This is a genomic window from Paenibacillus sp. E194, assembly GCF_000935845.1.
GTDB classification, from domain to species: domain Bacteria; phylum Bacillota; class Bacilli; order Paenibacillales; family Paenibacillaceae; genus Paenibacillus_B; species Paenibacillus_B alvei_B.
Genome location: NZ_JMDX01000164.1, coordinates 1 through 13,825 on the forward strand (window position 1 = coordinate 1; position 13,825 = coordinate 13,825).

Annotated in this window: 17 protein-coding genes; 2 read left to right on the forward strand and 15 right to left on the reverse strand. The window is 48.7% G+C overall.

The window, feature by feature from the left end:
• Positions 1-79: 79 nt before the first annotated feature.
• Entirely contained in the window at positions 80-661 is a 582-nt protein-coding gene (locus AZ66_RS20005; protein ID WP_044356450.1) for a TetR/AcrR family transcriptional regulator, read from the reverse strand.
• A gap of 196 nt (positions 662-857) precedes the next feature.
• On the opposite strand from AZ66_RS20005, the gene AZ66_RS20010 reads away from it, so the two are divergent.
• Both AZ66_RS20010 and AZ66_RS20015 read left to right on the forward strand, forming a co-directional pair.
• Complete coding sequence (locus tag AZ66_RS20010) at positions 858-1,967, forward strand: UDP-N-acetylglucosamine--LPS N-acetylglucosamine transferase (protein WP_044356453.1); 1,110 nt, start codon at positions 858-860, stop codon at positions 1,965-1,967.
• Positions 1,968-2,009: 42 nt separating this feature from the next.
• Complete coding sequence (locus tag AZ66_RS20015; RefSeq protein WP_021259495.1) at positions 2,010-2,384, forward strand: hypothetical protein; 375 nt, start codon at positions 2,010-2,012, stop codon at positions 2,382-2,384.
• A gap of 166 nt (positions 2,385-2,550) precedes the next feature.
• Here the strand turns inward: AZ66_RS20015 and AZ66_RS20020 are convergent, their stop codons facing one another.
• From AZ66_RS20020 to AZ66_RS32015, 14 genes are all read right to left on the reverse strand, one after another.
• On the reverse strand, positions 2,551-3,387 hold the full coding sequence (locus AZ66_RS20020; protein ID WP_044356454.1) for an SH3 domain-containing C40 family peptidase: 837 nt from the start codon (positions 3,385-3,387) through the stop codon (positions 2,551-2,553).
• A 418-nt stretch (positions 3,388-3,805) separates the two neighbouring features.
• Entirely contained in the window at positions 3,806-4,690 is an 885-nt protein-coding gene (locus AZ66_RS20025) for a cation diffusion facilitator family transporter (RefSeq protein ID WP_044356467.1), read from the reverse strand.
• Between the two features lie 415 nt (positions 4,691-5,105).
• Positions 5,106-5,828 (reverse strand): N-acetylmuramoyl-L-alanine amidase, encoded by a 723-nt coding sequence (locus AZ66_RS20030; protein WP_044356456.1) that lies wholly within the window; start codon positions 5,826-5,828, stop codon positions 5,106-5,108.
• Complete coding sequence (locus AZ66_RS20035; RefSeq protein ID WP_044356457.1) at positions 5,812-6,264, reverse strand: phage holin family protein; 453 nt, start codon at positions 6,262-6,264, stop codon at positions 5,812-5,814. The genes AZ66_RS20030 and AZ66_RS20035 overlap by 17 nt, the downstream gene beginning before the upstream one ends.
• A gap of 137 nt (positions 6,265-6,401) precedes the next feature.
• On the reverse strand, positions 6,402-7,763 hold the full coding sequence (locus AZ66_RS20040; protein ID WP_044356459.1) for a hypothetical protein: 1,362 nt from the start codon (positions 7,761-7,763) through the stop codon (positions 6,402-6,404).
• A 54-nt stretch (positions 7,764-7,817) separates the two neighbouring features.
• Entirely contained in the window at positions 7,818-8,456 is a 639-nt protein-coding gene (locus AZ66_RS20045) for a hypothetical protein (RefSeq protein ID WP_044356460.1), read from the reverse strand.
• Positions 8,449-9,633 carry a baseplate J/gp47 family protein gene (locus AZ66_RS20050; protein ID WP_044356461.1) on the reverse strand — a complete coding sequence of 395 codons (1,185 nt, stop codon included), beginning with the start codon at positions 9,631-9,633 and terminating at the stop codon, positions 8,449-8,451. The genes AZ66_RS20045 and AZ66_RS20050 overlap by 8 nt, the downstream gene beginning before the upstream one ends.
• Complete coding sequence (locus AZ66_RS20055) at positions 9,605-9,973, reverse strand: DUF2634 domain-containing protein (RefSeq protein ID WP_021254387.1); 369 nt, start codon at positions 9,971-9,973, stop codon at positions 9,605-9,607. The genes AZ66_RS20050 and AZ66_RS20055 overlap by 29 nt, the downstream gene beginning before the upstream one ends.
• Complete coding sequence (locus AZ66_RS20060) at positions 9,970-10,242, reverse strand: hypothetical protein (RefSeq protein WP_021254388.1); 273 nt, start codon at positions 10,240-10,242, stop codon at positions 9,970-9,972. The genes AZ66_RS20055 and AZ66_RS20060 overlap by 4 nt, the downstream gene beginning before the upstream one ends.
• Positions 10,243-10,342: 100 nt before the next feature.
• Positions 10,343-11,140 carry a phage protein gene (locus tag AZ66_RS20065; protein ID WP_021254389.1) on the reverse strand — a complete coding sequence of 266 codons (798 nt, stop codon included), beginning with the start codon at positions 11,138-11,140 and terminating at the stop codon, positions 10,343-10,345.
• The gene (locus AZ66_RS20070; RefSeq protein WP_021259504.1) at positions 11,124-11,444 is read right to left on the reverse strand and encodes a phage baseplate plug family protein; all 321 of its coding nucleotides are present in this window, start codon (positions 11,442-11,444) and stop codon (positions 11,124-11,126) included. Before AZ66_RS20070 ends, AZ66_RS20065 begins: the two co-directional genes overlap by 17 nt.
• Before the next feature lie 30 nt (positions 11,445-11,474).
• Positions 11,475-12,101 (reverse strand): LysM peptidoglycan-binding domain-containing protein, encoded by a 627-nt coding sequence (locus AZ66_RS20075; RefSeq protein ID WP_231586960.1) that lies wholly within the window; start codon positions 12,099-12,101, stop codon positions 11,475-11,477.
• A 25-nt stretch (positions 12,102-12,126) separates the two neighbouring features.
• Positions 12,127-13,164: a hypothetical protein gene (locus AZ66_RS20080; protein ID WP_044356463.1), complete on the reverse strand. Its 1,038-nt coding sequence runs from the start codon at positions 13,162-13,164 to the stop codon at positions 12,127-12,129.
• A gap of 288 nt (positions 13,165-13,452) precedes the next feature.
• Positions 13,453-13,825: hypothetical protein (locus AZ66_RS32015; protein WP_197081742.1), on the reverse strand; the 373-nt coding region annotated here is incomplete at its 5' end.

Below are 13,825 nucleotides of genomic sequence, written 5' to 3' on the forward strand. Positions count from 1 at the left end.
TAAATGGGGTCTTAGACCACACGCGCTCCTGTTTGAAGGGTGCTTCTCATTTTTTTTATCAACATCCGTTCTGACTTCCTTATGGCTGGCGAATCATTAACCCTTCCATAAAATGAAGGCGAAAATAATCCTTAATCGCTTCCTTATCGAGCGGAGCATTCAGCTTGTTCCATTCGGTCGTAAGCGCTTTGTACAATTGAAGCATGACGAAGCTGACGACCTTCGGGTCACCTTGCTTCACTTCTCCACGTTCCATAGCCACACGCACTTCGCGCTCTATGTACTCAAGCAGTTCCTGTTCCATCTTAGCCAGCGCTTCCTTCGCCATCGGCGTTCCGAAGTCGCGCAGCTCCTGGGACAGCTTCAATGCCAGCTCGTGGCGGCTTCTATATTCCAGTACACGATCCAACACACGATACAGCTTATCAATAAACGGTCTATCCTCGGCGATTTCCCGATCCGCGATCTCTTTCATCTCGTGAATGAGCTGCTGCAAAATCTCATCGAACAGCTCCTCTTTGTTCGTAAAGAACGTATATATCGTTCCTTTGCCTACCTTGGCAATCTTCGCTACTTGATCCATCGTCGTCGCTTTGTACCCGAATAGAGCAAAGGATTGCGCTGCCGCTTCCACGATTTGTTTTCGACGGTCTACGGTCACATCCCCCGCCTCCTTTCTCCCGGCGCACATTTGACTGAATGACCAATTAGAAATTATGGTCATATGCCGTTACCAGAACCTTATCATACCTGCCTGCGAATTTCAACTAAACCAAGGAAAATGACCGCTCAGTTTCGTCGTAAATGGCTGATGCTTCCTTTCAACTTTCAGGTTATAATGGAATGTGGGTGAGAACATGCGAAAAAAGAGAATCATCCTTCTATCTGAAGGATTCGGTACAGGCCATACGCAAGCAGCCTATGCCCTATCAGTCGGACTGCGCCAGCTAGAGCCCGATGTCCAAACACGCGTCATCGAGTTGGGCAAGTTCTTGAATCCGACGGTCGGGCCGCTAATCTTCGCTGCTTATCGGAAGACGGTAAGCTCACAGCCGAAGCTGGTTGGACTCTTGTATCGAAAAAAATATAAAAAATCGCTGAACCGCATCACACAGCTCGCATTGCATCGCATTTTCTACACACAAGCTTCTCATGTGCTCGATCAATTGCGTCCTGATGCGATTGTGTGCACTCATCCATTTCCGAATATCATCGTATCGCGCCTGAAGCGCTCTGGTCTTCATCTTCCTTTATATACATTGATTACGGACTACGATGCGCATGGTACGTGGATGAACCCAGAAGTCACAAAATACCTCGTCTCCGCGCCAGAAGTACGGAACAAGCTCCTGGAACGCGGGATTGATGATAGCCGCATTGTTGTTACTGGCATTCCTGTTCATCCGAAGTTCTGGGAGCGCTGTCCTCAATCGGAAGCGCAGCAGGAGCTTGGATTGCGTCCGCTTCCGACCGTCATGATTATGGGCGGCGGCTGGGGATTGTCGCTGAATGAGGATTTGCTCCAGTACATGACGACATGGCGCGAACATGTCCAGCTTCTATTCTGCATGGGCAGCAATCAGAAGGCAATCGCTCGGATGGAACAGGATCCATTGTTCCATCATCCGAACATACATATATTCGGCTACACGCAAGAGGTGTCGCGTCTGATGGATGCTTCTGATTTACTGGTAACGAAGCCTGGGGGAATGACTTGTACAGAAGGAATGATGAAGGGCATCCCTATGCTCTTCTATGATCCGATCCCTGGACAAGAGGAAGAGAACTGTGAATATTTCATGGAGCATGGTATGGGTGAGAAGATTGAATCCTCGGATACCATTGCACGTTGGTTCAACGAATTACAGCACCACTATGACCGGCTGCGCGAGAAGCGGCAGCTTGGCACTCTTGCTATGACGGATCCTGAGGCCTGTGCCCGAACCGTGTTGCAATTGCTGAAATAATCATCTACGATTAGGATCTTAGCCAAGGAGTTGATTGCAAACATGCTGTTTACTGGAGTAGGCTTCGTCGGATACGTCCTTATCACGCTTGCTCTTCTCATGAGAGCACTCGGCTGGATTACAGGAGCGTTCCTATTCGCTGCCATCATTATTGCCGGGTTCTTCTGCTTCGGTATCGTTGAGAACCGCTTAGGCATCAGACATCGAATGGTGCGGTATGTCGATTACGCCCCACTTATGGTGCTTGTCATTGCCTATGTTCTCTATCAGGATAATATTGTACGCTACACAACTACTGCTCTACTGCTTCCTTTAAGCTTGCTTAGCTCATGGGCTGCAGTTGCCATGGCGAAGACGAAGAAATATCGTACAAGACCGAAGATCGATGAACAACAAGGGCCTCCAAAATATCAATAACTAGGAACCGCCGTGTTCCATTTTAATGGATGTGGGACGGAACATGCATCAGCACGATCGAATCCCTCTTTCTACGCAAAACTAAGGGCTATCTACCCAACAGCTTTCGCTGTTGAATAGATAGCCCTTTTTGACGCGTTCGCATGCAGCATGCTTGATGAACCTTCTATTTCACTACGCTTCCTCCATATAGGAAACGATGTTCCCAGCTAGTGTTGCTCACCGTGTCGATCCGCACGCCGCCCGAAGCTTTGGAATACGTATGAATGATTTTGCCATTGCCCAAGTAAATGCCGACATGTGTAATTCGCTCTTTTGATTTATTCACATTTTTATAACTGGATGCACTCGATCCTTTATAGGACATGAAGAACATCAAGTCTCCACGCTGCAGTTGGCTGATACTTTTCTTCACGCCGCCTTTATCCTTAATATAAGTGCCTTGCTTGCGAGAGTCTGCCGGCAGTACGATTCCTAATGCTTCCTTATAGACTTGGCGTACAAAGTCGGAGCAATCAAATGTTTTGGTTGTATTTCGATTCGATCCAAATTCATAAGGCGTGCCCATGTATTTCTTCGCTACTTTCTCCATTTTGTCCATCTTCGCAGCCTTGCTGGAGGAAGTTGTTGAGGAACCATTGCTGCTGTTTGAATTTCCCGAGCTATTCGAACCCGATGCATTCCCTACTCGTATGTATTTGCTCTGAGAGCTTACATAGCCCGTGTTGCCTTTGGCATCCTTCACTTTGTACCAACTGCTGTTGGGCTTGTCCAATATCGTAACGGATTCGCCTGTCTTCACCAATCGGATGATTGAGGATGAAGTACTCGGCTTCGTTCTCAAATTGACGGATTGAACAATTTCTCCGCGATTTTGTGCGGAACTCGCTGTGGATGCAGCTTGTACATTGCTAGTTGCTGCAGGTGCCGCATGCAATGACGGCAATATCATCTGCCCTGCCATTGTGAACATCATTATGCCTAACAGTAATTTCTTCTTCATAGAAAATCCTCCTCTAAGTTGCTTAGTTACTGTAATCATGAGCCGAATGTTGAGTTGATGTTCATATGAACAAGATGTCAATTGTTTCTATTATTAAGTTCTTATTCTATATTTGTAATGACATCCCATTTCCCCTACGCCTAATTATATAGAGTCTTCTTCGTCGGTTTCTATCGGCCTATCCTCTTAAAAAAGACAAAATTGTAACCTTTTCTTTAGGCCTTTGTGCCTACAAATTGGTTGATACATGGGTTGTATACCATATTCAAACAATTTCCTCCGTCCCCAACACTACTCTTTCGAAGCTCATTTGTGTGATCTGCTCCGGCTGTCCGTTTTACTAGAAATACAAAAAAACGTGCCCTGAGGACGGATGTTGCCGTCACTCGCGGGCACGCTGGTCGCGTTCTATGATACATTACACCAATTGCTGATGAATTGTTTTGCTTGTATCTGTATCCATTGGCTCGACATGCACATGTACATGAGTAATATTATGCTTGCGCTTCATGCGCTGCTCAATATCGTCACAAATATGATGTCCTTCAATGAGGCTTAGCTTCGGATCAACCTGTACAACCACATCAACGAGAACCAGACTTCCATGCAGGCGCGCCTTCACTTCCTTAATCTTGCGCACGCCTTCTGTACTCTCTACCGTCTTGCGCAGGCGATCCAGCTGCGCTTCATCGAATCCGTCCGTCAATGTATGGGTTGCTTCTCGGAAAATATCCCATGCAGTCTTGCATATAATGAAGCCTACCGTTAAGGCGGCAAGCGGATCGAGCCAGCTAATGCCAAGCTGAGCACCGAAAATACCAACTGCTGCGCCAATACTTACAAATGCATCTGACCGGTTATCCTGTGCTGCCGCCATAAGCGCCTGATTGCGGATGCGCTCTGCCAGCCGCTTATTATATACGTACACCGCGTACATCACGATCGCACAGCCAATCGCCACCCAACCCGTAAGCGGATTCGGTGTTGTCGACTCGCCATGGAACAAAGATTGCACCGTAGATATGATCACTTGAATCCCAACTGTCGCCATAATAAAGGAAGCAATTAGAGCAGCGATTGTCTCCGCCCGCAAATGACCGTAAGGATGGTCATGATCCGGCGGCTTCTGCGAAATTCGCAGTCCGATAAGTACAGCAAGCGATGCGACGATATCCGTCAAGTTATTCCATCCGTCTGCTTGCAGCGCCTTCGATTGGTAGAATAAGCCGATAGCTAGCTTGAATGCGGATAGGGCGATATAGGCAGCAATGCTGATCCATGCTCCTTTTTCCCCTTGTTTCATATCTGCATATATGTCCGCGCTCACGCTGACCCCTCCCCGACTCCTTATTACCAGGCATATTATGGAATATGCCGTTCCAACCCGGAATCCTATCTTACCTCACCGATCCCGTGTGGGTCTACAGAAACAGTGTTGCCCCTCCTTACAACAATTGAACCGGCAACAACCTGTTGGAACCGGCAAGGAAAGTTGAGTCCACTAAGAAAAGTTGTTCGGCGGCAACAATGTCACATTATGTTAGATTGTGCAGTCAGGTGGGAAAGTATTCTTGGTTGTGAGAAGAGCGTGAACAGGGGATAAAGTTTTGAGGGGTGCGGTGTCTGTATGCTACACAACACAACAAGTTTCGCTTCCCCATTCTGAAAATTGAATCGAGCTTGGCCACGAATCGGTTATACAGCCATTATCTCCTACTTCACTTGCTATTTTCGCGAACGACAACTTGCCTCTTCACCGCTTCCCATTGCACGCTCATTCCGCGTCGTTCCGCAACATCGCGTACCGGGATATAGACTTTGTTGTCAATTAAGTAACCTTGCGAACTTCCTTCGGGTGCACCTTCCCAGAGTACCTTCACTCGCTCAGCACGCAGCTGCTGTTCGGTAGTCGGATTGGGCGATGGCGGCTTCGTATCACTAGTGTCGCCTGACATCGCTTCCTTAGCCTGCACCACCATGTCCATAAATTGCTGCCAATGGGGCAGCAGTCGGGATGGACAAGCCTTCCCGCTCCAATGTTTGTGCGGCATGATGCGTTCCAGTGAAATGCCATGCTTGCACGACAAGATAGCGAGCAGTTCAGCAGCATTGCGCCATGCGGCCTGCTCGTCGATCCCTGCGTACATACATACTTCAACGCCAATAGACAACGCGTTGCCAGGGCCTGTCCCATCCCCGGCATGCCACCCCTGTTCATTATCTCGCAAATGCTGATACACACTCTTATCGTCTACCGTGTAATGCCAGCTCTTCTTCGCCCCACCACTGCCGTTCAACAAATACCTCGAATGTGCTTCTGCTGTCGCCCCCGCATCCGTATTGTCCGTATTGTGAACGGTAAGATACATCGGCTTCATGGCAAGGTTCGGCTTGTTCGCCATTCCATCTGGAATTAAGCGCTGCTTAATGTCGATGCTCATCATGAATTCCCCCTTTTCCCTTCAACACTTCCACCGCTTGCTTAATAACCGGCGGTAGCGGCACGCCTAGACGCCCGCCATTTTCAATGATCGACAACAATTCGTTCGCCATATAAAAGAAGACCGTCGCATCTCGGAGTAGATGCTGCCCTCCAAGCACCACATCCACCTGATGCGCGATCGACACAATTACGAAAATAAACACTTTGCGTGCAATGCCGATGAGCCCAACACTGCTCCGCAGCTTGCCTTCGGTACCGGCTGCCATAATGCCGGTTACGAAGTCAGCCACCGTCATAATCAGAAGCACCTGCAGCAGCAGCGGCCAGCCACCGAACAGGTATGCACCAACAACACCAAAACCACCAGCTGCAGCTACTTGCTTTGTGCCGTAGTCTCCTACGAGTTGTCCCACAAATTCAATAAAGCGATCCATATAAATCCCCCTTTGAAATAGAAATAGCCCCCACGCAGTTGTGAGGGCATGATAAAAGTGCCACCTATACGGCATGGCGCTCGTCCTTAATTTGTAAACCTTATAGATAAGTTGTGAGTGACATATTGAGGTCATAATCAAAAAACTTGTGTAGGAGAGAAATAGACCATTCTAATAGACATAGCCCCACTATTATTCAGTGTGCCTACATCTTTACGGCCAAAGTTGAATCCAGATGTCTCTCCATTACTTCGATAACCCGCATTGAAATATAATTCGCCACTGTTTGGAGAATAAGTAATGCTCTGGAAATATACTCGTCCAATACCGTAAGAACTGCCAGAAGTCTCTGCGATGGTTACAGCTTTTCCAGTTATATCAACTAATTCAAGTCTTATTTTAATAGAATAGCTGTCTGTCATTGGAATGGTAATACAGTTGCCGCTCCAAGTATCTGTTGATATCGCGTTGAGTATAATCTGGGTAGCTCCTGCTGGCACAGTGGTTATTGGAACGTACTGATAGCCTGCTTCGGGATTTCCCCCGCCGCCTGCAGATCCTTTCATGGTTAAACTACCATCATGTCTTCCATGCAGTGTTCTGATCTTACCATTTAAAGTAGGCCAGTCATCATTGGTGGATGCCGCTACCGACTTGGAGTTAAGGGCATCCACTGTGCCTTGTTTGGCATTAACTCCAGATTGAAAAAGGTCATTAGCTGTTTTATACGAACCATCAGCCATGCGGAAGCTCATTTGACCACCATTCACTTTTGCAGCAGCTTGGGCGTTAGACATAATATCGAACTGTCCATCTCCAACCCAATTCAGTCCTGTGTCTGTATCACCTAAGGTAAGAGTACAACTAGCTTCATTTCCGAACTGTGTAGTTTTCCCGACCCATACTCTCCCTGCTGCATGTATTTGCTTATTTGCGTAGAGGTTTCCGTTCATGGACTGCTCACCATTAGTATCAACGCTCCACTGAACCCCACTGTTGTTTTGAACGACGTGTCCGCCTTTGGTAACCCACCTACCCATGCGAGAATCCCATAATCCAGTGACTGTGCCGTCATAGGTTTTCATTGCTAAGCCCCAATGAGCTTGTATAGCGTTGTTATAAGTTTCGTAAGTAGCATTGTCCCCGGTACCACTCTGAAACTGTAGTGCCCCGTTCGAGCCTTGCAGACCTAAATTACCTCTAACCGTTCCTCCTGCAATCGGAAGGGCGCCAATACTTTCCGGTGTGATCTTTGAAAGATCAATGTCCTTTACCTTCTGATCCGTGTAATCCTTTGCATCTTTCAGTGTCTTGGTTACATCTGTCTTTTCCGCTGCCTTTTCCTGCACTTCCTTCAAGGCTTCGTACGTCTTATTCATTTGCCAGTTCAACCAAGCAGCGGGAGGCTTATCTTGGACTTTCCAGCCTTCGTCGAGTTTGCTTTGCGGGGGTTTTACCCCTTTTTCCTTCCATTGTGGAAGATCTTTTTCGAATGCCATGTATCGTCACCTCATTTATCATTCGTAATCCTTCTACTCTATCGAACTATTTCTCTACACAGGCAGCACATAATCATTGCCCGGGACATAAAAATCGCCCAACGTACCGCCTACGTTCATGGCCTCATCGGCAAGACCGTGCTCGGATTGTTCGAGCGCATCGTAGGCAGACGCCAGCTCGAACGAGCCCGTCAGGCCGACCTGCGTCACGCGGACGCCAGCCGCGACGAGGCTCTCAACAAGAGAAACGAATTGCGAAGGGCTTAGCCCAACGCCATTCAATTTCTCGTACGGTACCTCGGTGACCTGAATCGCCGCCGGCTCCGGTTGAATCGGGTCATCGTACTGCTCCGCGATGCGGAACTCGTCCGGTGCTGCTCGAAGAGCAAGTGCGAGCACCTCGATGACGGAATCCAAGCTGCCGCTAGAATTCATGCGAGCCAGCTTAGAGCGCAGAAGCAAACGGTAAACCTCATCGGTCGCTTGACCACGCGCTTGCCCCAGATTGCCGCCGATTTCATCCAGTGCGGCTCCTTCTGCCTTTTCAATGCTTTTCCATTCCGATATTCGCTGAATCGTACTGCTTAACTCGTTCATCTGCTTCAGCCATACATTCACAAGCTGAGCGAAGCAGCTGCCTTCCTTCGCGATGACATCCGGCAGCAGTTCCATTACCTCTGGCAGCTTAAACATAGGTCACCGCCACCTTTATCCGCTCAGGTGCCACACGAGCCACTTCATATAGCGGAATGTTCACGTTGCCGCTGACGAATTCGCCATCACCAAGCTTCACCTTCAGCTCGAGCACTTCCTCGACGCCAGCCACATTCTGAATGGACGCCAGCAAACGACTGTACACGATACGAGATCCCTGCGGAAGTCCTGTGTAGTCTTGCTGATCCGCGCCGACGCCGCCAATATACTGTGCAATCGCCGTGACGATGTCCTCCTTCCCACGAGAAGAAAACGACGAAGTTGCCTTCACTTCTGCCTCAATATGAGCATCAAGCAGCTTCATGCGGCTAAAGCGCACATCATGCTCGCCTCCGCTGACATCGCGAACCTTTACGGTTTTTGTTCCGTCTGTTCCAATTCCCGCTGCTTTTTTCTCAAAAATGGTCTGCGCAATCCGCTCTCCCTGACCACCATACACGTACGTACGAATCGACTTCGCTGGAATGCCTTCTTCGTTCGTCTGCATCGTATCGTTCACACGTACAGCCGCTGATTTTACATCTGGAATTTGCAGCAAGGCAGATACAATTGCGTCCACGGTTGCCGCATGACTGCCATCCCGCGCAGCACGCAAACGGTCGCGGAACTCGACATCATTTTCCCGTTCACGACCCTCTGCCATACTAGCCGGGTTCGTAATGCTCGTAATTTCCTTCACGGAAGTAAGCATTTCTGTAATGGAGTCGGCAGGCACGTTGCCGATAATGCCCGGTACAGTTGCTACCACAGCAACTTCTCCCTTGCCCGAATCATCCAGTACGCAATCATCCACCGTCATGAACCACACACCTGATTTCGTACCAACTTGTAGTCCTGCTGGAACGATAAACTTCGGAGTACCTGTCACCTTGATCTTTCCGTAGGCCGCCTGCTCCAGCTTGCGACGCAACCCATAAAATACGGCCAATGCATCAAGCTGCACTCCTGTTGCATATTGAATGTATGACTCGTGGTATACCTGCTCGACATCCTCCCACAGCACAGACAAGTGCCATGCAAAGAGCTGCATCATCATGCCAAGTGGCGATGTCTCCGAGGTATTGATGTCCTGTCCGAGCTGCTTGCCTAAATCCTCAACCATTTCTTCATAAATTTCGTGATAGGTTTTACGCTTCAATCCCGCTGCCGTCAGCATAGATAAGCTCAACCTCCTCTCCTTCAGAGCTTGTCATGACTAGGCGTACTTGAGCTGTACGCGAGTGCTTGTCTCTTGTCACTTCTACATCCTCGACCGATTGAATGCGCGGTTCATCCATGAGGCAGCGCATAATCGCCTCACGAATGGTATCCTCATCTACCTGCTTGCCAACCATTCGCTCATGATCCAAGCCCATATCCGGCGCAAAAAAATACTCGCCCAAGCGAGTACCTAACCGAATGCGAACCGCTTGCGTTAATTCCTCACGCCCATCGATCCAAGCAATTTGTCCATCTGATAATTGAAGATCTCCGTCTTGAAGCGCCCACGTCCTCATCCTCCAGCCACCTTTCCGACAATGACGCCGCCACCTTTGCTGGCCTCTGTAAATACAACCAGTACACGGCTCCCACTTTCGATCACGATGTCTTGTGCCTGCTCTAAAATCGGCAGCTGATATCGAATAAGTCCAGCCTCGCCTTCCAGCTCCACATCAGCCGTGCCCGCTCCCATGCTCACAATCGTACCCAACTGTGCTCCTGCTGTTCCCGAGATTCTATGATCCATCCAGGCTTCCAGTGCACTGACCGCTCGATTTGCGCCCATAGCGTCACCTCCTTGTCGCTTAATCGCATTATCATTGCATTGAATTTCTGGGCACACTCACGCTTATCGCCCTTACTCCTTTTGCAAATGCAATGAAAGGTTAAATCTTAACCAAATCCACTTCCGTCACAAATTGATCCATCGAAATGGTATGCTTGCCTCGCTTCACCCGATACACACCGTCAAAATCCTCACTGACCAATCGAAGCTGTGCATCTGCATGCAGCCGATAATTCAAGAGGGACGTCACGCGCACACCCTTAACCTTGTCCTCCTCATACGATTGAGGGCTGTCAATTAACCCGCTGTCAGCGGATAAGCGAACGATGCCTGTTACCTCTAATCCGGCTCCAGCAAGAGGCTTGAAATATAGCTTGCCTTGCCGAGTAAATACTTCCGTATTGCATTCACGAGCTGCCCGGCGTATCGACGCAACTGGATCGCCTTTCGCAACGAATCCCTTCATATAAGCATGATTAGAACCGAGCTGCACGGCTCCATGCGGAATTTGCGCCCGACTTAACAGATCATGAATAATTTCGCTAGCCTTCGTGCCCGGCCGATACGTATGTGCCATTTCATATAAGGAAACTGTCAAATCGTCCTTCACTTGAATCGTCGTCACCCGATCCATCTGCTCCCGCTTCGTTCGCACCTCTACAATATTGCCCTGAAGCACAGTGCCGAGATCCTTGCCGTAACCCGCATTGACAATGACTCGCATCCCCGTGCGAATGTTCGCCAGCGTATGCTTGGACAAATTGTACAGCTCTACGGTGGATTCATTCGGTTCATTGTTATCATCAAAATCTACGTGAACATTCATTGTCAGATCACCGTAGTTGAAACGATAACCACCAATCAAAATCTCGCACCCGCGATTAAATAAGTATTCCATCGTCATCCCCCAAATGCAGGTGAACAGACTGCCCAAGTGTATCCCACGTAATCTGTTCTTCCGGATTATCCCCATACGGGACGATGAGCTCAAGCGGGAACTCCCGCGTCTCCATGCTGACGAACAGCGGCATTCCCCATACCAACTTTACGCCTAGCGCCAATGGAGTATCCCCTTCCGATAAATCCACGGTAAAATAATCATGGGTAAAGTTGTAGCGTACTTCGAACGTATAGGTTCGATCGCCCAAATCCATATCAAATGAGTAAGGAACAAGATCTTTGTCGATCCCGATGATCGCCATCCTTCTCCTCCTTTCTGAAGCTTCCTTGCCTTACCGATCCTGCATGTATTGCTTGCCTCCACCACCTGAAGGCCTGCTGCCTTTTTTCTTCTTATTGATGTAACCGAGTAAAAGCTTGGTACCTTCTATTAATGGGATTGCCGGATTGATAATACTGTTGGCCACTTTAACAATCGTAGCGCTAACCTTGTGATAAGTTGAGATATCCCACAACGATTGTCCATTCCGCACTGTATGAGACTCCGGTTTTGGACGATACGAAGTATTTCGCTTGCCTGAGCGACTCTTCGGCTTCACAGCTGCCTTCTTCTTCGGTGGCAGTTTGCTGTAGGCTGGCTGGACAATGTTAACCTGCTTCAATGACATGGTAAAGGTCATGCCGTTGGCGATCGAACTATCATGCGCAGTTCGCAAGCTGGTGATAACACAGTTCAGCATCATATTGCGTCCTGTGTATTGGAGCAGCTTGCCCTCGTTCATTGCCTTCACCAGACGCTGCTTGTAATTAGATGCCTGTGGCCCGATCAACAACCCTTCCAGATGAAGACTTGCAGTATCCCTCTGGATATGATCCGTAATCGTGCCGCCCTTTTCCACATTGTGACTGCTCACCTGCACTGAGTATTCCGGTTCCTCTGAAATGACGAACAGTTCCACGCCGCCTAATTTGCTTTTTCGCGTATTAATAGGACATCATGCCTCCTTCCGCCACCTGAGGTCTCGGGAGAGGCTTTGGCTTCGGCAGCTTGTCTGCAATGCTGCGCTCGAACGCGCGGAACGAGGCGTCATATTGTTCACGAGCGATTCGTTTGATCTCTTCAATCATGCGGTTATCGATATAACCATTCACGTTCAGGTTCATCGTCACATTGCTGTTCGCGCTGACTTCCATGTTGCCGGCTGCTCCACCAACTCTAGGCATATTAGGCGTTTGAGATGTTGGCATTATAGGATCAGTTGTACCCGCTCCAGATGGTACGGAACCTGCTAATGTTTGCATGCTGCTACTATTTGCAGAATAAGCTTGTACACTCGAAGACACCTTCGAAGCTGCTAGCGCACGATTTTTTGCGAATATGTTGGATCTCACCATCGGCCTAACTTGCTTCTCTTCTTCCTCTTCCTTTGCTTTCTCCTCTTCTTCCTTCGGGAGAAAAAGCTTTTCTGCTGCCCATAAACCTGCATCGACAGCAAGGCCGCCAATAAATCCAGCTGGATTCCATCGCAGGAACCTCGTCGCCTTGCTTACTGTGCGGGCTCCTTTTATCAATTTTCCAAGCCAGCCAACCTTTTTCGTTGCAGATGCCGCCTTACTTACATCAGATGCAGTCGATGCGGCCTTTGCAGCATCGGCCATTGGTTCCACTGCAGATTGCACAGATTGGATAGTCTCAGCTGTTGACTGAAGAACTGCTGTTGTCTGGACGGTTGTAGAGTCTGAATTCCCCTCTTCCTCTTCTTTCTTCTCTCCTCCGAACAGCCTCATCGATATGCTGCCGACCGCCGCCCCAAATAGCCCCCACTTTCCAAACTTTTTCGCTTTCCCCAACATTCCGCCCCTGGATTTTTGACCATATCCTGTGCCGGATTTACCGCTGCCTGCTTTAGAGCTATTCTGCGGTGTGCCTTGTCCTTGCCCACTCGTACCCGAGGCAGCCTTGCCAAGATCCTGCTGGGTATTGGGGCCAGCGGCTGAGGAGGACTTCTGTCCAGTATTCACCGCTTGTCCAAGATCTTTATTAGGAGAACTTCCAGCATCTCTATTCTGACCTTGAGCTGCCCTCCCCAGTTCTTTAAAATCATTTTTCTTCTTGTACGTCGTTCTTTTGAAGTTCTTACTCTTTGATCTACTTATTGTTTTATTTGCACGTCTTTTGCCATACTTCGCTTGACCTAATCTTTTGTTTTTACCTTTATCCTTTTTCGTTCTTCCTTCTTCTCATCGGAAGTATCATCTGTAACCGACATGTCGCTGCCTTCTCCACCGTCGGTTCCGCCAGAACCTCCATTACAGCAACACTTCGAATCTCCATCTTTTCCGGCCTTTTCTCCCTGAAAAAAATTCCTTTACGAGTTTCCCGTTTTCTTTCGCATCCCGAATCTTCGTTACCTCATCATTCAGGTTGTAGAGAAAATCTTGACCGGAGCGAATATAATCCATTATGGACTTCGATTTGTCCTCTGCCTTTTTCCCTGACTTTCCATTTATCGTTGTGCTGACCTGCACCAAGGCAGACATGCTCTGGGACTGAAACGACGCAAATGTTGTAGCTAGCTGCTGCGATAGTGAAGAGGACAACTGCTGAGCGATAGACACGGCAATCTCATTTGTATTCTCAATCGTGACCTCATTTGAAGTTGATGAGTCCACATTTGCAGAT